General features: G+C 58.5%; 17 protein-coding genes. 12 read left to right on the plus strand and 5 right to left on the minus strand.

Annotated elements, in window-relative coordinates:
• Position 1 precedes the first annotated feature (1 nt).
• From cysT to BQ9846_RS05800, 4 genes are all read left to right on the plus strand, one after another.
• A complete protein-coding gene (gene cysT / locus BQ9846_RS05785) occupies positions 2 to 859 on the plus strand; it encodes a sulfate ABC transporter permease subunit CysT (RefSeq protein WP_075879695.1) in 858 nt (285 codons plus the stop codon).
• Positions 859 to 1,686, plus strand: coding sequence for a sulfate ABC transporter permease subunit CysW (gene cysW / locus BQ9846_RS05790; RefSeq protein ID WP_075879698.1), 828 nt, complete (start codon positions 859 to 861; stop codon positions 1,684 to 1,686). The genes cysT and cysW overlap by 1 nt, the downstream gene beginning before the upstream one ends.
• The gene (locus BQ9846_RS05795; RefSeq protein WP_075879702.1) at positions 1,683 to 2,777 is read left to right on the plus strand and encodes a sulfate/molybdate ABC transporter ATP-binding protein; all 1,095 of its coding nucleotides are present in this window, start codon (positions 1,683 to 1,685) and stop codon (positions 2,775 to 2,777) included. The genes cysW and BQ9846_RS05795 overlap by 4 nt, the downstream gene beginning before the upstream one ends.
• A gap of 90 nt (positions 2,778 to 2,867) precedes the next feature.
• Positions 2,868 to 3,488 carry a YajG family lipoprotein gene (locus BQ9846_RS05800; RefSeq protein ID WP_075881659.1) on the plus strand — a complete coding sequence of 207 codons (621 nt, stop codon included), beginning with the start codon at positions 2,868 to 2,870 and terminating at the stop codon, positions 3,486 to 3,488.
• A gap of 18 nt (positions 3,489 to 3,506) precedes the next feature.
• On the opposite strand, the gene BQ9846_RS05805 is transcribed toward BQ9846_RS05800, so the two are convergent.
• The 3 genes from BQ9846_RS05805 to BQ9846_RS05815 all read right to left on the minus strand — a co-directional run bounded on the left by BQ9846_RS05805 (position 3,507) and on the right by BQ9846_RS05815 (position 5,177).
• Positions 3,507 to 4,139, minus strand: coding sequence for a thiopurine S-methyltransferase (locus BQ9846_RS05805; RefSeq protein WP_075879704.1), 633 nt, complete (start codon positions 4,137 to 4,139; stop codon positions 3,507 to 3,509).
• An 11-nt stretch (positions 4,140 to 4,150) separates the two neighbouring features.
• Positions 4,151 to 4,789 carry a TIGR04211 family SH3 domain-containing protein gene (locus BQ9846_RS05810; RefSeq protein WP_075879707.1) on the minus strand — a complete coding sequence of 213 codons (639 nt, stop codon included), beginning with the start codon at positions 4,787 to 4,789 and terminating at the stop codon, positions 4,151 to 4,153.
• A gap of 61 nt (positions 4,790 to 4,850) precedes the next feature.
• Positions 4,851 to 5,177 carry a DUF1820 family protein gene (locus tag BQ9846_RS05815; protein WP_075879711.1) on the minus strand — a complete coding sequence of 109 codons (327 nt, stop codon included), beginning with the start codon at positions 5,175 to 5,177 and terminating at the stop codon, positions 4,851 to 4,853.
• A 196-nt stretch (positions 5,178 to 5,373) separates the two neighbouring features.
• On the opposite strand from BQ9846_RS05815, the gene BQ9846_RS05820 reads away from it, so the two are divergent.
• On the plus strand, positions 5,374 to 7,428 hold the full coding sequence (locus tag BQ9846_RS05820) for a transporter permease (protein ID WP_075879713.1): 2,055 nt from the start codon (positions 5,374 to 5,376) through the stop codon (positions 7,426 to 7,428).
• A 3-nt stretch (positions 7,429 to 7,431) separates the two neighbouring features.
• The gene (locus BQ9846_RS05825) at positions 7,432 to 8,187 is read left to right on the plus strand and encodes a TlyA family RNA methyltransferase (RefSeq protein WP_075879715.1); all 756 of its coding nucleotides are present in this window, start codon (positions 7,432 to 7,434) and stop codon (positions 8,185 to 8,187) included.
• Here the strand turns inward: BQ9846_RS05825 and mscK are convergent.
• Positions 8,184 to 11,465 carry a mechanosensitive channel MscK gene (gene mscK / locus BQ9846_RS05830; RefSeq protein WP_075881660.1) on the minus strand — a complete coding sequence of 1,094 codons (3,282 nt, stop codon included), beginning with the start codon at positions 11,463 to 11,465 and terminating at the stop codon, positions 8,184 to 8,186. The genes BQ9846_RS05825 and mscK overlap by 4 nt on opposite strands.
• A 195-nt stretch (positions 11,466 to 11,660) precedes the next feature.
• On the opposite strand from mscK, the gene BQ9846_RS05835 reads away from it, so the two are divergent.
• The 4 genes from BQ9846_RS05835 (at position 11,661) to BQ9846_RS05850 (ending at position 13,822) form a co-directional block, all read left to right on the plus strand.
• Positions 11,661 to 12,725, plus strand: coding sequence for a phospholipase A (locus BQ9846_RS05835; RefSeq protein ID WP_075879717.1), 1,065 nt, complete (start codon positions 11,661 to 11,663; stop codon positions 12,723 to 12,725).
• 80 nt (positions 12,726 to 12,805) lie between these two features.
• Complete coding sequence (locus BQ9846_RS05840; RefSeq protein WP_075879720.1) at positions 12,806 to 13,138, plus strand: ElaB/YgaM/YqjD family protein; 333 nt, start codon at positions 12,806 to 12,808, stop codon at positions 13,136 to 13,138.
• Positions 13,138 to 13,542, plus strand: coding sequence for a phage holin family protein (locus BQ9846_RS05845; protein WP_075879723.1), 405 nt, complete (start codon positions 13,138 to 13,140; stop codon positions 13,540 to 13,542). Before BQ9846_RS05840 ends, BQ9846_RS05845 begins: the two co-directional genes overlap by 1 nt.
• The gene (locus BQ9846_RS05850; protein WP_075879725.1) at positions 13,517 to 13,822 is read left to right on the plus strand and encodes a YqjK family protein; all 306 of its coding nucleotides are present in this window, start codon (positions 13,517 to 13,519) and stop codon (positions 13,820 to 13,822) included. Before BQ9846_RS05845 ends, BQ9846_RS05850 begins: the two co-directional genes overlap by 26 nt.
• A gap of 8 nt (positions 13,823 to 13,830) precedes the next feature.
• Here the strand turns inward: BQ9846_RS05850 and BQ9846_RS05855 are convergent, their stop codons facing one another.
• The gene (locus BQ9846_RS05855) at positions 13,831 to 15,015 is read right to left on the minus strand and encodes a BaiN/RdsA family NAD(P)/FAD-dependent oxidoreductase (RefSeq protein WP_075879728.1); all 1,185 of its coding nucleotides are present in this window, start codon (positions 15,013 to 15,015) and stop codon (positions 13,831 to 13,833) included.
• A 163-nt stretch (positions 15,016 to 15,178) separates the two neighbouring features.
• Between BQ9846_RS05855 and BQ9846_RS05860 the strand changes: the two genes are divergently transcribed.
• Both BQ9846_RS05860 and BQ9846_RS05865 read left to right on the plus strand, forming a co-directional pair.
• A complete protein-coding gene (locus BQ9846_RS05860) occupies positions 15,179 to 16,276 on the plus strand; it encodes an efflux RND transporter periplasmic adaptor subunit (protein ID WP_075879732.1) in 1,098 nt (365 codons plus the stop codon).
• Positions 16,276 to 19,389, plus strand: coding sequence for an efflux RND transporter permease subunit (locus BQ9846_RS05865; RefSeq protein WP_075879734.1), 3,114 nt, complete (start codon positions 16,276 to 16,278; stop codon positions 19,387 to 19,389). The genes BQ9846_RS05860 and BQ9846_RS05865 overlap by 1 nt, the downstream gene beginning before the upstream one ends.
• Positions 19,390 to 19,403 lie beyond the last annotated feature (14 nt).

The following is a 19,403-nucleotide window of genomic DNA, read 5'->3' on the forward strand; positions in this document are numbered from 1 at the left end:
CATGAGCGCCACCCTTAGCCTTCGAATTAACCGCTCGAAACGGGTACTGCCGGGCTTCGGCCTCTCCATGGGCATCAGCGTGCTGTTTATTTCGCTGGTTTTGCTGCTGCCCATGACGGGCCTGTTTGGCCAGTTGGCCGAGCTAAGCCTCGCGGAATACTGGGCGATTGTGACCGAAGGCCGCGTCGTAGCGAGCTACATGGTCACTATCGGGGCAGCGGCGGTCGCCGCGATAGTGAACGCAATCTTCGGCCTGCTGCTGGCCTGGGTCCTGGTGCGTTACGACTTCCCGGGTAAGCGCCTTTTAGATGCGTTAATGGACTTGCCCTTTGCGCTGCCCACGGCGGTTGCCGGTATCACGCTCGCCACGCTCTACGCCAGTAATGGCTGGATGGGGCGTCTGCTGGAGCCACTCGGATTTCAGGTGGCTTACACCTGGGTTGGCATTGCGCTGGCCATGGCGTTCACCAGTATTCCTTTTGTGGTGCGCACGGTGCAGCCCGTGTTGGAGGATATGCCCACCGAGGTGGACGAAGCCGCGATGTCGCTGGGCGCACGCGATGGCGCCGCGTTCCGTCGCGTGATTCTTCCCCACCTGTGGCCCGCCATTGTCACCGGCACCGGGCTTGCGTTCGTGCGCTCGCTGGGCGAGTTCGGCGCGATCATTTTCATCGCCGGCAATACACCCTACGAGACCGAAATCACCGCCCTGATGATCTTCGTCAAACTCCAGGAGTATGACTACGCAGGCGCCTCGGCGATCGCGTCGGTCGTGCTCTTTGTATCGCTTGCGCTTCTGCTTGCTATTAACGTTTGGCAAGGCCGCTTTATTCGTCGCCTACACGGAGGAAAGGGTTAATGCGTCGCATCGGTGATGCCCCAGCGGTGCGCCGCGCGCTGATTGGCGCGGCGGTACTGCTATCGGCGCTGTTTCTGCTACTGCCGCTGGTAGCGATTTTCGCCCAGGCGTTTTCCCAGGGCGTCAGTGTATTCTGGGCCAACGTCAGCGACCCTTATACGCTGCACGCCATTGGCCTGACACTCGCCGTGGCGCTGATGACCATTCCGATCTGCCTGGTGTTTGGCGTCGCGCTGGCGTGGCTGGTGACACGCTTTAGCTTCCCCGGCCGGCGCGTTTTGCAAACGCTGATCGATATCCCCTTTGCCGTCTCGCCGGTGGTGGCGGGTCTTATTTACCTCTTGCTCTACGGGCGCAACGGCTGGATGGGCACCTGGCTGGATAGCTACGATATTCAGCTCATGTTCGCCTGGCCCGGCATCTTGATGGTGACGGTGTTTGTCACCTGCCCGTTTGTTGCCCGCGAACTGATTCCCTTGATGCAGGCGCAAGGGTCACGCGAAGAGGAAGCAGCGGTCACCCTCGGCGCCCGTGGCTGGACCACCTTTCGGCGCGTCACGCTGCCTAACATTCGCTGGGCGCTGCTGTACGGCGTGATTCTGACCAATGCCCGGGCCGTGGGTGAATTTGGTGCGGTATCGGTGGTTTCCGGCGCGATTCGCGGCCAAACCAACACCTTGCCGCTGCACTTAGAGCAGCTTTACCAGGATTACAACACCGTTGGCGCCTTCACCAGCGCCGCCCTATTGGCCCTCATTGCCCTACTGACACTGGCCGCCAAAGCTGGCCTTGAGTGGCGCGCATCGCGCCGGGAGGCACTTGCATGAGCATTCGCTTACACAATATTGGCAAACACTTCGGCGCCACCCGAGCGCTGGAACCGATCAACCTGGATATCCACGAAGGCGAACTGGTTGGCCTTTTGGGCCCTTCAGGCTCGGGCAAAACCACCCTGCTGCGGATTATCGCCGGGCTGGAAGATGCCGACCGCGCGCGCGAGTCCAGCAAGATTCTGTTTGGCGAGCGCGATGTGACCCATGTCCACGTGCGCGACCGCCGTATCGGGTTCGTATTTCAGCACTATGCCCTGTTTCGTCACATGACGGTATTCGATAACGTCGCCTTTGGCCTCACGGTGATGCCACGCAAGCAGCGCCCTAGCAGCGGAGAAATCCGTTCGCGGGTATTCCGTCTGCTGGAAATGGTTAAACTGGAGCACCTAGCGAACCGCTATCCGGCCCAGCTTTCCGGCGGTCAACAGCAGCGGGTGTCGCTTGCGCGCGCATTGGCAGTAAAGCCCGATGTGTTACTGCTGGACGAACCGTTTGGGGCGTTGGATGCCAAGGTGCGTCAGGAGCTGCGCCGCTGGTTGCGTCACTTGCACGATGAGCTTAACTTCACCAGCGTGTTTGTCACCCACGACCAGGAAGAAGCGCTTGAGCTCTCCGACCGGGTGGTGGTGATGAGCAACGGCCGCATCGAGCAGGTCGATTCGCCGGAAGCGCTCTACCGCGCACCGAAAAATCGCTTTGTGTTTGAATTTCTGGGTGATGTAAACCACCTGGAAGGCCGCGTGCGCGATGGTGTCCTCACCTGCGGCGACGCGCGTTTGAACGTTGACCTGCCCGATGGCCACGAGGAGCTGTTGCTGCGCCCACACGAGGTGCGCCTGGCAGAGTCGCCTTCCGCCGAGAGCCACCTACCGGTCACCATTACCGCCATTTCACCGGTGGGTGCCGAAGTACGGGTGGAACTCGAAGCGGACTGGCTGGCAAAGCCGTGGCTTGCCACCGTGCGCCACGCCGATTTCGAGCGCTTATCCCTACGCCGCGGGCTACGTCTCTACGCTCACCCACGCCAGTGGCACCGCTTCGAGGATGAGACCTCCGCCCATGAAGCCGCTGCACGCGCAGCGTGATGGTTGATACGCAATGACAGTATAATGACGCCGAAGGCCTACTTCCCTTTAACGTCGCGCGACTCGAAAGCGTTGCAAACGGAGATCACCATGCATCGGCGTCACTTCATCACACACAGTATCGTCACACGTGGCATCCAACTCTTGTGCGCACTCCTGGCGAGCCTCTGGCTTGCCGGCTGCGCTAGCCCCCACTACCTTACGCTCTCCCCCACCCGCAGTGTCGATGTGCCCCAAACCGGGCAAGGGCAAAGCGTGACGGTCATTGCCCAAGACGGCCGTGAATCGGATGTGATTGGTCGACGCAGCCATACGGGCATGTCCACCGCCACGATCACCGTTAGCAGTCACGAGCTAATACCGCGCTTACAGCAAGAAGCCGAACGCGCCGTGCGCGATATGGGCTTCTCGCCCACGACCGAAGAAGCCGAGGGTCGTCCCTTGTTGATTCTGGAGTTGGCACGCCTTGACTATCTGCATGGGGACAGCAGCCAGCCAGTGCTGGATGAAGCCCGGCTTGAAGGCGTTTTTCGCGCTATCGCCCAGCACAAAGGCACGACCTATACCGGCACCTACACCTCGCGGCGCACCCAGAGCTTCGCGGTTAAACCCGGCGAAGCCGCCAATACGCGCATGCTGAATGATTTATTAAGCGACGGGCTGAATCGTGCGTTCAGCGATCGCGACCTTGCCAAGCTGCTGGCACGATAGGATCTATATCAGCAGAGCCTATTCACGCGGCCCACGTCGCTCTAGCGCCCAGACACTCTCCGTGAAGCCACGCGCGTCGGGCGCTCCCTCTTCCCACTTTTCCAAGCGGAAATTCGGCCTAAACAGCTCATCAATCTCGGCGTGACTAACATGGTAGGGCGGGCCGGACTCCCCGGCATCATGGTGAAGGCTGATCAGTAGCCCTTTGGCACCGGGGGGCACCAGCTGCGCAAGATGAAACGCGTAGCGACGCCGAGTGGCCGGTGGCAGCGCAATCAGCGAGGCGCGGTCGTAAAACGCCTCCACTTCATCTACCTGCTGGATGTGCAGGTGAAAAAAATCGCCCTGCCATAGCTCAACGCTGCCTTGCCGGGCAATATCAAAACCGGCTTGCCGATAGCGCGACACTTCTCCGCGACGCTCAGCGAGAAACTGCTCGATCGCCTCGGGCGCAAGCTCCACGCCCAACACCGGGTGACCTTGCTCGGCGAGCCAGCGCATATCAAGGCTTTTGCCACACAGCGGCACCAGCACCTTGGCGCGGCTGGGTATTTCAAGCGCTTTCCAGTGGCGCACCAGCGCGGGATGGGTTTGGGCCAAATGAAAGCCAATGCGCCCTTCACGCCAGCGCTTTAGCCACTGCTCGCGCATTCAGACTCTCCTTACTGAAACCAACGGTCGCGTTTTTTACGTCGACGCGGCAAGTGCGGCACAATCAAACCCACCACCAGCCCGGCACCAGCGACCCCACCGCCGTACATAAAGTAGCGCAGCAGCAGATCTTCCTCTTGGGTATCAAGGCGCGCCTTGAGCGAGCGGACTTCTTGACGCAGCTCATCGGATTCCTGAACTAGGGCCGCATTGCGGGCCTCTAGCTCATCAATTCGCGCTTCGCGCACCTCAAGGGTTTCTCTCATTGAGACGACGCGCTGCTCCCACTCCTCGTTGATACCCGCAAGCTCTGCCGTCAGCGCCGCTACCTGCGCCTCCAACTCAGGCAATCGCTCACTTGCGCTCGGGGAGTCTTGAAGCTCGTTGCTTAACACCCATACGGTATCGCCGTCTCCATCGCGCACGCGGGTGTAATCGCCGCTGGTTTCGAGCACCTCAACCTGCTCCCCGGCGGTCAGCGTACCTACAATGCGATAGCCATCGGTCGGGCCACTACGCACGTAGGTGCTCAGCTCATCGGACACCCAGGCGGTACTCCCCGATTGAGCGACGGTGGTAGCGCTTACGACGCTAAGCCCGATACCAAGCGCCATGGCAGCGGCGCGCAAACGATAGGTTGTCACTCGCATAAACAGTGCCTTAAACGTTATGGACCTTTATACAAAGCGCTGCGCCGCCTCTGGCGCCGCCTCACTCGTTTCGTGGTGGCATGGGGAAGGGGCGCGGAAACTCTGCCACACGAGCATCACTTTTAACCGCTTTAAGTTGACCTTCTCGCTCAACTTCGTCAATGCGCACGATGGCATTCAGCGGCAAATAGCTGCGAGTAACGCCTTCAAACGTGCGCTCAAGCTTCTCGGTGGCCGGGTCAATCACCATGCGACCGGCATCGGCGAAGACAAACTCTTCCACTTCAATAAACCCCCATAGTTCGCTTTGAAAAATTTCGCGAACATAGAGTTCCCACACTTCACCTTGTTGGTGTACGACGACGCGGTAAATCGGCTTGGCCGCCATCTTGGCCCAGTCCTCTATTGACCATGATCAGGCCTGCTAGCCTACCATAGCTCGGCTTGTGGCGCCCAAAAGCGTTACGTGCGAACCTGGGGCATTACGCCTTATGACGGTGCAAAGCATCCGCGACTTGTTAAAACATCAAGAAGAACGAGACTTCTATGTATAATTCCCCCACTGGCTGGGATAAGGAGTCACCGTGACGTCGGAAAACGATACGTCTCCCCAGAGGGACGATAAACGTAATTTGCTAGTCGATAAGCTGGACGATGCGATTCACCAGCTCGCGCAAGAGCCCGCATTTTCCAAAGCAGCAAAATTGCCCCAAATGATGGAGTCTGCCCGGCAGGTCCTGCTTGAGCCAGGCGGGTGTGAGGCCATAGAAGCGCGCGCCGCTGAGCTGGAAGAAGCCGGCGTGTTTAGTGGTTCCGACTGGGAAACGCCGCAGTACCTTGTGCCATCCCTCACCACGTATGCGCTGAAAAGTCCCGACGCCAACATGGTAGTGATCGAAGCATTGAGCGAGCTACGCCTTCTGGCCGTGGCCAAAGGCAATTACGCCCACGACAGCGTTTCTGCCGAGCACGCTCACCACTACCTGACCCAGGTCATGGCGATCAACCTCTGGCTGCTGTTTTCCGCCCCCACAGAAGCCGAGCGTGAAACCCAGGGTAAGCTCGCCAATATCTCACGCCAACTGTTCCAGCATTTGGCCGAGCGTATCGGTTACGAACACATTGTCGATCAGCTTATTGATGAAATCTGGCGCATCCTGAAACAGCGCCCCATTCAGGTGGATGCCATCAAGTTGATGATCACCCAGATCGCCTTGTGTCAGACCAACCCGGAGATCGACCTTGGCGCCAGCGGCCAAGGGGCGGCGCGCCTGGTGAGCTCGCTCTACGGCCCCACACAAGCGTGCCAGGAGGACCCTGGGGTCGGCATTTATCGCGACCGCCTCGAGCGTATGGATAATGCGGCGCTGCAAGCCGAAGCGACCGGTTTTGCCCGCGCCATGCACGACACCGGCTTGGTCTCGCCCTACCACCCGGTGCTACTGCGCCACTTGCTGGAATCGGGCGATCATCTTGTCTCCGAGGCGCTGGGCCTCTCCTCCACCGGGCGCGACTGCTTGCTTTGCTACCGCGAACTGGTGCATGCGCTGATTCGCGGTGGCGTTTATCCTTCCACCCCGCAAGCGGTATACGGCCTTGCCTTGATGCTAGAGCGAGGCATTCTCTACCAGCCGCCCGTGGCACCGGCCATGTGGCGCCAGCTAGGGTTAAAGCTCTCCGAATGGTCACAAGCGCGGCTCAATATTGCCTTCGGCGAAACCGCCTCCCCACGCGCGCGACTCCTCGAAGGCGTGATGTGCATGCTCGGCCAGCCTTTGGGCGTGGGCCAAGGGAATAACCCCACCTGCCAATCCGCCCGCGCGCTTTCGATGTGGGCCTACAACGACCCCGACTATCTGTTGCAAATGGTCGCTTGGGCAGCACGGGACGACGAGATCATCATGCACTTTGAGGGCCAGCCTATCTCTTCGATGGCTAGCCTAACGGGCGTCGCCACTGAGCTGCCGATAGACCTTGACCCGGTGTCGCTGATTGTGGTGCCGCACCTCGATCGCATCTATGCCGAAATGGGGCGTCGCTGCATCTTCCGCGATGGCGATCCACACCGCTGGGTGAACCCCGAGTTTCACGGCTGGTGGTCGGGCCGGGGCTTTCGTATCAACGTCGACGTGGGTACCGGCCAGCTCACCGGCGTAGACGAATTTTTACGCCATTTCTACGCGAGCTACCACCCTTACTACAATGGCAATCAACCGCTCATACACCCGCAGCCTGCGGGCATTGCGGTCACCGACAGCGCCGCGCGCTTTATCGGCTGGCACGCCATTACCATTTTACGCGCCTCGCTCGACCCTGAAGGCCAGATGCGTATCTACTTCTACAACCCCAATAACGACAGTGGCCAAGACTGGGGTGACGATGTTGTGGTGAGCACAGCCGGTCATGGTGAACGCTTCGGCGAGGCCTCGCTACTTTTTGAGCAGTTTGCCTCACGGCTCTATATTTACCACTTCGACCCACTGGAGAGCGGTGAGTTAGCCACCATTAGCGAGGACGAGCTTGAACGCGTGAAAGGGTATTTGTACCGCAGCTGGGGCAGCGATCGCATCCCCCCCGCCGAGCGACAAGCCGACGAAGGCCCCGTTTCGCCTCCCCCTTCGGACGGATCCACAGAATAAGCCATGCCACGCCTCGACCAACTGCTGGTAAGCCAAGGGCTGGCCACGTCTCGCACACGCGCCCAGCGGCTCATCCGCCATGGACGCGTCTCGCGTCTGGATACCCACGCCATACTGACCAAAGCTAGCGAAAAACTGCCGGATGACACGCCACTACAGGTGGAAGACGACCCGGAGGAGCGCTACGTCTCACGGGCGGGGCTCAAGCTTGAAGCCGTACTCAGTGCGCTGAATAAGCGTTTCGATGGTCAGGTGGTGCTCGATGTCGGGCAGTCCACCGGCGGCTTTAGTGACTGCGCCCTGCGCGTTGGCGCGCGACACGTGATCGGTATCGAAGTCGGCCATGGGCAGCTGGCGCCTTCACTGCGCGACGATCCTCGCGTCACCTGTTTGGAGGGCATCAACGCCCGCGCCATGCGCGACCATCCAGCACTTGCGGACACGCTAAAAACGCATCCCCTCAACATAGCGGTGATGGATGTCTCTTTTATTTCGCAAACCTTAATCCTGCCGGAAATCGCCGCGCTGCTGTCGGCGGGTGGCGAGCTGATTTCCCTGGTGAAGCCGCAGTTCGAGCTTGACCCTGCGGCGCTGGATAAGCGTGGCGTGGTGCGCGACCCTCGCCGCTACCGCGAGGTGGAAGAGAAACTTCGCGCGGCCTGTGCTGCGTGCGGTTTTGCCATCGCCCACTGGCAGGAGAGCCCGATCACCGGCGGCGATGGTAATCGGGAATTTTTGCTCCATGCCATTAAAGACTAGCCACTTGGCTCACCACCAAGCGTAACGGACTGCACGCGCACAGGGGCTGTTTCGTCGCCGTGCAGCCATACGTCCATTTGTTCAAAAGCGACCCGTATACCCGCCTCACGAAACAACTCGTCGACACGGCAGTTCACTTCATCGGCGGCGTATAGGCGATCAAGCAGGTCATTAACAAAAATGCGCAGCTCGAAGTTGAGGCTATGAGGCCCGTAGCTGAGACAGAAGACTTGCGGCTCCGGGTCGCTTAAAACACGGGAGTTTTCTGCAGCCGCCTGGTGCAGCAACTCATGGACTTTAGGTAAATCCGAGCCGTGAGAGACGCCGTATGTGAGCACTACTCGGGTCACGTTGTCCGATAGCGACCAGTTGATCAACTGGTCGGTGACGAAGGTTTTATTGGGGATAATGATTTCCTTACGGTCGAAATCGGTCACCGTGGTGGCACGAATGCGAATCCGGCTCACCGTGCCATGCAGGTTCCCCAATGTAATCGTGTCCCCGATGCGAATTGGGCGTTCGAACAGAATAATCAAACCGGAAATGAAATTGGCGAAAATCTCTTGCAGCCCAAAGCCTAAGCCAACGCTAAGCGCGGCCACCAGCCACTGCAGCTTGTTCCACGAAACGCCAAGCGTGGCGAGCGCCATCACCACACCGGTACCCACAATCGTGTAAGAGAGTAGCGAGCTGATGGCATAGGCACTGCCCTGCTTTAGCGCCAGACGCGAGAGCACCATGACTTCTAAAAGCCCCGGCAGGTTACGCGCCATGATAAAGGTAATCCCGACAATCAATAGCGCCGTAAACAGATCCGACATGGAGAGTACATTTTCCACCAGCTCCCCTTCCGCCGCCTCTAGTAGGGTAACCTGATCCAGATATCTCAACACCCCCAACAAATCAGCCCAAACGACGTACAAAAGTGCGGAGAATGCCAGCAGCAGGATTAGCCGCGAAAGACGCAGCGATTGTGTGTTGATCTGCTCCATATCCAGCGGCGGCTCCTCCACGACTTCTAGCCCGCCCTCGGCCCCCTCTTGAACTTGCGCACTGCGTCGGGCTAAAGCACGACGGTAAGCCAGACGCCGAGCAGCTACGGCCAAACTGCGCACTGCCGTGGCTTCTACGACCACCCACAAACCCAAAATGTAGAGCGACACCACATAGCGCTCAATCAGCTTAAGCGCCGTATATTCATAGCCCCACGCGACAATACCCAATAGCACAAGCGGGATTACCGCCATCGACATCCCCAGCACAAGGCGCAACAGATTCACCCCGAAAAAAGGCACATGGGCCAACACCAGCTTTGCCAACAACAAGCTCATGGCCAAAAGCCCCAGCATAAAGAGCGCAAACGCCGTTGGACGCATCGCTAACGGGGTTTGTATGGCCTCGGTCATCGCCGCGATCGAGACCACCGGAATCAGGGCGATCCCCAGCCCAGTGAGTAAACGCCTTACACGGGCGTTATAAGCCGCGGGCCAATTGAAATGGCGCTCAGCTACGCCATCTGTCATCAATAAACGCCGCCCCAACGCAATCACTCCCCACAGCAGCGCGAGCTGTATCAATGCCGGGGCCTGCAAACCAAGACCCAATCCAGCCAGCAAACACCCTCCCGGCAGCGCCAAGAGCACGTTTAAGCACACGGCTTTGGGCGTATGTAGTTGGGTATCGCTTTTCAGCCGACCAATTTGCGCATGCAGCACCGCCAAGCGTTTTTTAATCCGCCGCCGCAGGGCCACCAGTACAGCCGCTAACAGCAGCAGTGGCCCACCGCTTACCCCCTTCCAAGCCTCACCCTTCCAAGCCTCAATGGAAAAGCGCGACGCCACGACTGAACGCCACTCCCCTTCGGACCATTCACTCTGCAGATAGTCGGGTAAGCTACGTAACCAATTCATATCAAGCGGTCGGCTATTGGCTACCCAGAACAGCTGCTCATCAATGGTTTCGCGCAGCTCGCGCGTGGTGTAAACAAGTTGCTGATGGTTGAGTTGAAGCTCAATGGCCGCACTCAACAGCGTGCCATAGGCCTGCTCAAGTGGCTCAACCAGTTCCCGCCGCGACTGATAGAGGCGTGTCAGGGAGTCCACCAAACCTGGCGTGACCTCAACGCCAGCCTCTTGCAGGCGTTGCGAGGCAAGCCGCTCGCCTTGGCGCAACTGATCCCGCTGGCGAATCAGGTCGAACTGCTTTAAGCGCAAATCAGCAATCTCATCTTGCAGTTCGCGCCGCGTGGTAACGTCCGGCAGTGCCTGGCGCTGCTCGCGAAGAATCCTCGACAACAGCTGACTGCCCCGAATCGCGTCGATTTGCTCGTTTAGCGTGCGTTGAAGCTGGCGGATATTATCGAGTTGCCGCTGGGTCTCCATATTTTCCCGCACTATGCTGCTGGCTCGATCAGTTGCCTGTAATAGCTCTAAGCTCAGCGTTTGGTTGACCTGCTGCGCACGGGCAACCACCGGATGCCCCCCCGCAATCAGTGGGTCATCTCTTGCGGCATCGGCAATCGCTTGCTCGGACAAAAGTCGCCGTTTACGCTCGATCTCCCCTTGCAGCCGCTCAAGGTATATTTCTTGGTGGGCAATCTGCAGGGCAATGAGCTCCTGCCGCTCTTGAGCTATCTCGCGAAGAAGACTGTTCGAACTTAATTCGCGCTGATGAAAGCTGATTTCGCGCTCTGCCACCGCGCGTTCTAACCGAATCTGGATCAGCTCTGGATCTTGCGACTCGGAAAGCTGGCGATCAGCCAAGCGGGATGCGTGAGCGTCATGCTCCCGGCGCAAACGCTCCACGCGCTGTAGCGCAGAAACGATCGCTTGCTGTGCCCGCTCCGGTAATGCTTGCGCGGCCAATAATTGTGCATTTATTTCCGCCAGTTGGTTTTGTTGCTGCTGCAGCGCGGTGACCGCTTGGGCCTGTTCCGCTTCAAGCACATCAAGCGGCTTTTCACTTAACTGCGCCATCGAGGGTTGCCCCGGGTCTTGCGCCATCTGTTTGATCGCACTTTCCAAGCGTCGCAGCTCACCGGGAGCACTCGCGATACGCTGCTCCAACGTTTCAAGGCGCGCTTTGAAGGTGGCTAAACGATCATAGGCTTGCAGCGATGCTTCAAGCGCGGCCTTATGGCGTGTTTGCTCAGCGCTTAGCTCGCTATCGCTTTGCGTTAACGGCTCTAAACGCTCGCGCAGCACCTCCTTGGAAGGCACGCCGTCCAAAGTGACCGCCCACGTCGCGTTGGACAAAAAGCTCAGACTTAGATAAAGCACACACAAAAAAACAGGACGCCGCCAGCCAAAAACTTTGCCCACCCCCTCCCCCCTTTATGAAGGCGCTTATAAGCAGCGCTCGAGCGTATTGTCAGCGCTTACTTTCGTCAGCGCAATCGAGATGAGTTGACATCACAGGGCAGCGTGATAGAAACAACCTTGGCATTTGCCATCCCCTCAATACGAGTCATTAACATGGTTACCCGTTTTCGATGGTTAGCGACGCTTATTGCCATGACGCTGGTTGTGGCGTTTGAAGTCAGTGCACAAGAAACCGAGCGTGAGGCCCAGGCCATTAAAGCGCGTATACAAGCGCTCAATAGCGAGCTAAACGCGCTGCAAGCCGAGCTTGATGCCTTGGAAAACCCAGCGGAGGATGGCGCTCAGCAGACATTTTTTAAGTACGCCGATACAACCCAAGCGGCAACCAGGGAGCAGGCGGTCGCCATCGAGGATATCAACGAGCGGCGTGATTTAGAGCAAGCCTCCAACCGTAACCCCTTTTCGATTACCACGCATCGCACCAACTATTTGCTTCCCCTTAGCTACAACACCAACCCGAACCGCGACAGCTTTCGCGCTATCGAGCCCGACACGGCGCCAAGCCCGACGGAGTTAAAGTTCCAGTTCAGCACCAAAGTAGACATTGCAAGCGGACTTTTTCTTGGCCACGGGGATCTTTACTTTGGTTACACACAGCGCAGTTGGTGGCAAGCCTTTAACACAGAGGCATCGTCCCCCTTTCGTGAAACCAATTACGAGCCAGAGCTTTTCATCGACTTTGATAACGCCTGGAGCGTATTCGGCTGGGTGAACGCGCGAAACCGCCTTGCCTTGAACCATCAGTCCAACGGTCGCTCTGACCCGCTGTCCCGCAGCTGGAATCGAATCTATCTCGAAAGCATTTTTCAGCGCGGCGATTGGGCGTTTATGCTCTCTCCTTACTGGCGCATTCCCGAAGCGGCAAGCGAGGATGATAACCCCAACATTCACCACTACATGGGGTATGGCGATATTAGCCTTGCGAAACGGCTTAATCACAATCACGAAATTATCGCGCAGTGGCGTGGTAACCCCAGCAAGGGCCATCACGGCGCCCAAATTGATTACAGCTGGCCCACGTTTAATAACCTGCGGGCACACGTGCAGTACTATTACGGCTACGGCGAGAGCTTGATTGATTACGACCACCGGGTACATCGGTTAAGCGTTGGCTTTAGCTTAAATCCGCTGTTTACCCCCAGCGGCTTAAATCGCTAGTGTCCGTCTTGTCTCATTCACTGTGACTGCTATGCTTAAAGTGACATTCACGTAAATACCGACCGTCAAAGGAAGACCTCATGGCAAAACGTCCGTCTAACTACTCTGCTCAGTCTGAACAGCTTAAAGAGGATCTGCGCCAGCTTAGCGACACCGTTGAAGAACTGGTCAACGCTACGGCCCAAGACGCAAGCTCTGAAATGAGCGACCTACGTGCTCGCGCTGAACGGCGTCTCAAAGACACGCGCGCTCGCTTGGAAGCCCGCGGTGAAAAGATCTATCACGACACGCGTGACACGCTTTCATCGCAAGCGGACTGTTGCGATCGCTACGTGCATGAAAACCCATGGACTAGCATTGGCCTCGGCGCGGCTGCCGGCGTTGTCGTAGGATTGCTGCTTGGGCGTAAATAATGGCGCTAGGGCCTAGCCAGCGCGTATTCGCCGCCGCCAAACGTCTCCTTACCACGCTGCTTGCCAACGGCGAAACGCGATTGCGTTTAGCGGTTCTGGAATTAGAAGAAGAGCGCGCCCGCTTACTTACGCTCATTCTGCTTGCCGGTGCGAGTCTCTTGTTGTTGCTTCTGGGAGTGGCCACACTCACAGCGCTAGTGATTATTCTCTTTTGGGACAGCTACCGCATCGCGGCGATTGGCGTAAGCGCCGGTGTTTTGCTTTTCGCCAGCCTCATACTGGGTATCATCGCTATTCGCCAAGCGAGACGTCACACGCTGCTAAAAGAGACGCTGAATCAACTCTCGACAGACCGAGCGCTAATGGAGCTAGACGACGATGCCGAGCCGCAAGAGAAACGCTGAGACGCAAGCCCTGTCGCGTGCTGAACGCAAACAAGAGCTATTAAACCGCTTAGAGCAGCAGCGTATCGACATGATGGTGGAAGGTTTGCGCCTGCAACGTGCAGGCGCCCCGTTAGACGCCACCTGGCAACGGCTCGCCCGCTATAAAACCCCACTGACCCTGCTTGGCGGCATTGTCGCGTGGAAAGTGTTACGCCAGCCCGACCGGCTCATCTATATCGGCAAGCGCGCCCTTACCGGCTACGTGGCGTTGAAAAAACTTAAGCGACTGACCCAATAGGCCAGTGTTCAGCACGCCTGCCCGCATGCCACACCACTTGCCCACGCCCATTGGAAGTTGAAACCGCCAAGTTCGCCCGTCACATCAAGCACTTCGCCAATAAAACGCAGCTGAGGCAACGCTTTCACGCTGAAGTCTTTAGAAGAGATCGCCGCGGTATCCACACCCCCCAGCGTGACCTCCGCCGTGCGCCACCCTTCCGTGCCCGAGGGCTTCAGCGCCCATGCATTCAGTCGCGCCGCCCAACTATCCAGCTCGACATTACTGTACTGGGCAAGCGGCCGGCTCTCCTGGGCAGACGCGTACCACGCCATAAGCGCCTGCGCTAAGCGCTTGGGAAAGCGCTCGCCTAACCAGGTCGAAAGCTGCCGTTTGGGGGTGGTATCACGGGCCTCGCGCAGCGTTGTGGCAACATCCTCATCGGGCAGCAGGTTAAGCATCAGCGTGTCCCCAGGCTGCCAGATACTCGAAATCTGCAGCATCACCGGGCCTGAAACGCCGCGATGGGTAAAGAGCATCGGCTCACGAAACTGCTTTTCTCGGCAACTCACCGATACCTCGAGGCTAACGCCTGAAAGCTCGGCAAAGCGTGACTTCCACGGCTCGCTCAGGGTGAACGGCACTAGTGCGGGGCGCGTCGGCAGCACATCGAGCCCGAACTGGCGGGCAATCTCATAGCCAAACCCGGTCGCCCCCATGGTAGGAATCGACAGCCCGCCGCTGGCGATCACCACCACGCCGGCATCAATCCGGCCTGCGGATGTCATCAAGCGCATGCCCTCTCCTTGGCGCTCGACGCTTTCAATTTGCGTTTTCAGCCGTACTTCTACGCCCGCCCACTCACATTCGGTGAGCAAAACGCGAACCACGTCTTTGGCCGAAGAGGCGCAAAATAGCTGCCCGGGGGCTTTTTCCACGTATTCAACGCCGTGGCGTTCGATGAGTTCGACGAAATGCTCAGGGCGATAGCGCTTAAGTGCCGAGATGCTGAAATAAGGATTTTCCGAGTAAAAGTGCTGTGGGGTGGTGGCGAGATTGGTAAAGTTACAGCGTCCGCCACCGGACATAAGAATTTTTTTACCCGCTTTATTCGCATGATCGAGCAGCAGTACACGACGCCCGGCATAGCCCGCTTGCGCCGCGCACATTAGGCCGGCGGCACCTGCGCCGATCACCACCACATCAAACGTCATCTTGGGTACCCCATGAATAAAGCGCCTAGGGTACCAGTTGCCCGCTGAATCGCCAGCGCAAAGAGCCTGCGGGGTTTTGATGTACATGCGGGTAAATGTGGTATAGCTTTTGCATAACTAACCAATGCCTATCCGGGCTCCACTGCAACTCGTTGAGACGCTCATGCAACGTACCCCTTCTCGTGATGCTCAGCGCTTAACGCTGGCATTTGTCTTGTTATTCACCCTTGGCGCTATATTGCCGAGCAGTGCTGCGTGGGCACAATCGCCCCCGCCAGTTATCGCCGCAAGCGCCACGTTGAAAAGTTGGTCAGATCCGATCGACGCGCTGGGTACCCTACGAGCAGACGAAAGCATCACGCTCTCTACCACAGTGACGGATACGGTGATGGAGATAAACTTTCGTGATGGCGAGCTCGTGGAAGCCGGGCAACATCTGATTCAACTCAACGATGCCGAAGAACGCGCGCAACTCCGCGCCGCCCGTGCGCTTGAGGATGAACGGCGCAATGCCCTGAATCGCGTTATGCAACTGCAAGAGCGCAACCTCTCGGCGCGCGCCGACGTCGAGGACAATCAAGCGCGCTTACGCCAAGCCACCGCCGAGGCCGAAGCATTAGAAGCGCGTTTAGCCAATTACCGCATAGAAGTCCCGTTTAGCGGTCGTGTCGGTTTTCGCGATATTAGCCTTGGCACCCTGGTCACACCGGGCATGGACCTGGTCACGCTGGATAAGCTTGACGTGATGCAGCTCGACTTTAGCGTCCCCGAAGTCTACCTCGGCGAGCTTTCTCCAGGGCTTACCCTCACTGCCACTAGCGCGGCCTACCCCAATAGTGACTTTGAAGGCGAGGTCGCGACAATCGGCACCCGGGTCGACCCCGTATCCCGCAGTGTTACCGTGCGCGCTGAAGTCGAAAATCCCTTGCTGCGCTTACGCCCGGGCATGCTCATGCAGGTAACGCTTGCGCCCGCACCGCGAGAAGCGCTGGTGATACCGGAATCGGCCATCGTGCCCGAAGGCGCGACCCATTATGTATGGTACCTGCACGCCGAGGATAATAATCGCGTTGCTTGGCGCGAGGTAGCACTCGGTTCGCGGCGCGAGGGTGAAGTGGAGATCGTCGCCGGGCTCGAACCTGGCGACTGGGTCGTTGCCCACGGCACCGAGCGCGTGCGTGAAGGCCAAACGCCCGACCTGCTTGGCGTGCTCGATGAGGAGACCAGCGTCTCTGAGCTGATACGCCAGGAGAGCCGCTGATGCGTTTATCGGACATTTCCGTTCAGCGCCCGGTACTTGCGACCGTATTAGCCGCGTTAATTGTCGCCTTTGGCCTGCTCGCCCTTGAGCGCTTGCCACTGCAAGAGTACCCCTCGATTGATCCCCCCGTGGTCGGCATTGATACGCGCTACCCCGGTGCCTCGGCAAGCATCGTCGAAACGCGCATTACGCAGTTATTGGAAGACCGCATTTCCGGGGTCGAAGGCATCGAGGTCATTTCATCAAGCAGCGAGGATGGGCGCTCCAGCATCAACGTCGAATTCAGCCTGGATATGGATATCGACGCGGCGGCAAACGATATTCGCGATCGCATTTCCGGCTCACTCGATAACCTCCCCGAAGAGGCCGACCCACCCGAAGTGCAAAAAGCCGACTCAAGCTCCGATGTGGTGCTGTGGCTAAGCCTCTCAGGCGAAAACTACAGCATGGCCGAGTTAACCGACTACGCCGACCGCTATCTGGTCGATCGTCTTTCGGTACTCCCCGGGGTTGCCCAAGTCCGCGTGGGTGGCGGGCGTGAATACGCCATGCGCGTCTGGCTCGACGCCAACGCCCTGGCGGCCCGCAAACTCACCGTGGGCGACGTGGAGCGGGTTCTGCGCGAGGAAAACGTGGAGCTGCCCGGCGGGGCGATTGAATCACGCGAGCGCCAATTCATCGTCCGGCTGCCGCGTAACTTCAGCACCCCCGCCGACTTTCGTTCACTGGTGTTGGCGGAAAGCGACAACGGCTATTTGATTCGCCTGGATGACGTCGCTCGCGTGGAAATCGGCGCGGTCGAGGAGCGCACTATTTTTCGCGGTAACGGCGTGCCAATGGTGGGCTTGGGGTTAATGAAGCAGTCCACCGCCAACGTGCTGGAAATTTCCCAAGGCGCCCGCGCCGAGATGAAACGCCTTCAGAACACCCTGCCCGATGGCATGACCTTGGGCATGAACTTCGATGCCTCGGTATTCGTATCCGGCGCGATCAAGGAAGTGGTGATCACGCTGTTTGTCTCGATGAGCTTGGTCGTGGTGGTGATCTTTCTCTTTTTGGGCAATATTCGCACCACCTTAATCCCCGCCGTGACAGTACCCATCGCGCTCATCGGCGCCTTTGCCGCCCTAGCCATGATGGGCTTCACCATCAACTTGCTGACGCTACTCGCGCTGGTACTCGCCATAGGGCTGATCGTGGATGACGCCATTGTGGTGCTGGAAAATATCCACCGACGCATGCAGGAGTACGGTGAATCCCCGCTGGTCGCCGCGTATCGCGGCTCACGTCAGATTGCCTTTGCGGTGATTGCAACCACCCTGGTGCTAATCGCCGTCTTTGTTCCCTTGAGCTTTTTGCAAGGCGATATTGGTCGACTTTTTTCGGAGTTCGCCCTGACCCTCGCAGCCGCCGTGGCGCTATCGAGCCTTCTGGCGCTAACGCTCACGCCGATGATGGCGTCGAAAATTCTTAAAGCCGATATGCATGACAGTCGTATCGCCGTCGCCGTACAAGCGGTGTTAACCGCTACCCGCAGTGCGTATCGCCGCCTGCTTAAGCGCGTACTCGCGCTACGCTTTTTGGTCGTCGCGCTTTTTGCCGCGTTGATGGCTGCCATGGTATGGCTAAACGCCGAAGTGCCCAACGAATACACCCCGCAGGAGGATCGCGGTAACTTTTTCGTCCTCGTCAACGGCCCGCCCGGCGCGACCTACAACTACATGCTCGACTACATGGATGAAATCGAAGCGCGCTTACTGCCGATGGTGGAGAAAGGCGAAATCGAGCGCGTGGTGGTGCGCGCGCCACGCGGCTGGGGCAACATCGAAAACTTCAACAGCGGCTTTGTGATCGTCAATTTGGCCGACTGGGATAGCCGACGCAGCGCCTGGCCGATCATGCAGGAAATTCGTCAAACCTTAAGCGACCTCCCTGGCGTGCGCGCCTTTCCGGTAATGCGCCAGGGCTTTGGCTCCAGTGCCGAAAAGCCCGTGCAGTTTGTGCTCGGCGGCGGTACGTATGAACAGCTTGCCGAGTGGCGCGATACACTCATGGAACATATCGAAAGCGATAACCCGCGCTTAACCGGGTTAGAGAGCGACTTTGAAGAGAACCAGCCGCAGCTGCGGGTGGATATCGACTACACCCGCGCCGCGGCGCTTGGCGTAACCATTAGCGAAATTGGCCGCACCTTGGAAACCCTGCTCGGTGGGCGCAGCGTTACCCGCTATGTCGATGATGGCCAGGAGTACGAGGTGATTCTGGAAGGGGAAACGGGTGCCCACCCAAGCCCCCGGGCGCTGGAAAACATCCAAGTGCGCTCGGCACGTTCAAATGAGCTGATTCCGCTGGCGAGCCTGGTTACCATGACCGACTTTGCCGGCCCTAGTACGCTGAATCGCTACAACCGGCTGCGGGCAGTCACCATTGAAGCCAACCTGGCCGACGGTTACTCGCTCGGCGAGGCGCTGACCTACCTCGAAGAAGCGGTCAATGAGGTGCTCCCCGCCGAAGCGCAAACGGATGTCAAAGGCGCCTCAAGGGACTACCAGGAAGCCAGCGGCGCGACGACATTTTTGTTAGGGCTGGGCATTTTGGTGGTGTTTTTGGTGCTGGCCGCGCAGTTCGAGAGTTTCGTGCATCCATTTGTGATCATGCTCACGGTGCCGTTGGCGATAAGCGGCGCCCTGCTCGCGCTCTATCTCACCGGGCAGTCGCTGAATATCTATAGCCAAGTAGGGCTGGTGATGTTGGTGGGACTTGCGGCGAAAAACGGGATTTTAATCGTGGAATTTGCCAACCAGCTACGCGATCAGGGCGTAAGCTTTCACGACGCCCTGGTGGAAGCCGCCGTTACTCGCCTGCGCCCCATTTTGATGACGGCGGTAACCACCATGGCGGGCGCGATTCCGCTGGTGATCTCCAGCGGTCCGGGTGCCGAATCACGCCTGGTCATTGGTACGGTGATCATCGCAGGGGTCGGTGCCGCGACGCTCTTCACACTCTTTGTGGTCCCGGTGGCGTACGATCTGCTCGCCCGCCGTACAGGTTCACCGGGTGCGGTGAAAGCCCGCCTCGATAACGAATTAGCGCACGCACCGGAAGGGCATTAACCGCACCCTGAAGT

Source organism: Vreelandella massiliensis, from assembly GCF_900155385.1.
In the GTDB taxonomy this organism is placed as follows: domain Bacteria; phylum Pseudomonadota; class Gammaproteobacteria; order Pseudomonadales; family Halomonadaceae; genus Vreelandella; species Vreelandella massiliensis.